The following is a 1,656-nucleotide window of genomic DNA, read 5'->3' on the forward strand; positions in this document are numbered from 1 at the left end:
CCACCTGCGCGGCGCAGCGCGCCAGCTCCAATCGGGCCAGCAAGTCGGGCCGCGCCGTGCGGCTGACCTCATCGCGCGCACGCCGCCATTCGGCATCCGCCACCCGGCTGTTGCCCGACAGGTAGGCATCGGTCGCGCGTTCGGCAGCGCCTTGTTCGTTGATCGCCCAGTCGGGCGCCTTTTTGCTGCTGGCGCAGCCGCCCAGCACAGCGGCGGCCAGCAGTGCGGCGGCCAGGCGGGTGGTGATGGCAATAGCCGCGCTCATGGCAGTCGCACCTCGGCATCTTTTTTGGCAAACGGCCATTTGCGGTTCAGCTCGGTCAGCATGCCTTCCACCTTGCGCAGGTTCGCCTCTACATCGGCGCGCAAATCGCCCAGCTGGTTGGTCGCATCCTTGGCATTGGCACCCACGGCCTGGGCCTCCACCAGCACCGCATCCACCTTCTTCAAGCTGCCGCGCACATCGCCCAGCACGGCATTGAGCTGCTGCACCGTGGCGCGCACTTCGGGCATCACGCCATCGGCCCCGAAGACCTGCTTGTCGGCATTCTTGGCCAGGCCATCGAGCCGCGCCAGCAGCTGGTTGGTGCGGTCCAGCGTCTGCGATATCTTGCGCGCCTCGGCGTCGCCGCCCATCACCACGCCCAGCGCGCCGCTGGGGCCGTTGAGCTTGGTGCTCAGGTCACGCAGTTGCTCCAGGGTGCCGCCCAAGGCCGAGCCGGCCGAGGTCATCATGTTCAGGTTCTCCAGCAGCTGGCGGGCATTGCTCATCAGCTGCGGCAGCTCGGCCGTCGCATCACCCGAGAGCACCGCGCGCACGGCGCCGTCCTCCAGCTGCGGGTCATCCAGAATGCCCGAGTAGGCCTTGATCGTCGTGCCGCCCACCAGGCCCTTGACCAGGGTGAACACGCTGCTGCTGCGCAGCCAGTGCGCGTCTTTCTCGGGCACATCCACATGGATGCGCACCGTGCCATCAGGCGCCAGCTCGATCTTGCTGACCTTGCCGATCGCAAAACCGGAGAAGGTCATGTCCAGGCCGATGGAGACGCCCTCGGAGTCATCGGCCGTCAGGATCAGCGACTGCTTGGGCTCAAATACGCCGCGCGCATACATCAGATAAAAGGCCGAGCCCAGGATCAGCAGCAAGGTAAACAGCAGCAATGCCCCCGCCTTGCGCTCCAGATGCGGCACCGGCGCCAGGCCGTCCACCGCCACACCATCGACCACGGCCGCACGCCGCGCAGAGGCGGCAGAAGACGGCGGCGCGGGGCGGTCGGCAGAGTCGTGGGGTTCTGGTATTTGCATGTACCGCGATCTTACCCGGGCTGGCTGCCAGCTTCAAAACAAAGCTGCAGGGGCTTGTTTTCAAAGACATACACAGGCTTTGCCGTCCTACAGCCCGGCGCAGGCCCGCCCGCTGTTACACATAAGCCAGGCGCAAGCTCTTATACTGTACATATATACAGTTATTTGCCATGCCTAAACTTGATGCCCTGTCCCTGCCGCCCACGGTGGCCGCCCAGCTCTGGCGCGGCGACCACCTGGTGCGCGCGCCGATGGCGGGCATCCCCACCGGCTGGGATGCGCTCGATGCCCAGCTGCCCGGCAAGGGCTGGCCCAGCCAGTGCCTGACGGAGGTGCTGCAGCCGCAGGCCG

The 1,656-nt window shown here is 66.4% G+C and carries 1 protein-coding gene and 2 pseudogenes; 1 reads left to right on the forward strand and 2 read right to left on the reverse strand.

Annotated elements, in window-relative coordinates; translation table 11 throughout:
* Both H928_RS0104485 and H928_RS0104490 read right to left on the reverse strand, forming a co-directional pair.
* Positions 1-265, reverse strand: a pseudogene (locus tag H928_RS0104485) (hypothetical protein); the annotation flags it as partial.
* Positions 262-1,305, reverse strand: coding sequence for an MlaD family protein (locus tag H928_RS0104490; protein ID WP_148293042.1), 1,044 nt, complete (start codon positions 1,303-1,305; stop codon positions 262-264). The gene H928_RS0104490 and the pseudogene H928_RS0104485, both read right to left, overlap by 4 nt.
* Positions 1,306-1,475: 170 nt before the next feature.
* Here H928_RS0104490 and H928_RS0104495 point away from each other — a divergent pair.
* A pseudogene (locus H928_RS0104495) lies at positions 1,476-1,656 on the forward strand (hypothetical protein); the annotation flags it as partial.

It is taken from the genome of Comamonas sp. B-9 (assembly GCF_000410635.1).
Taxonomy (GTDB): Bacteria; Pseudomonadota; Gammaproteobacteria; order Burkholderiales; family Burkholderiaceae_C; genus Comamonas.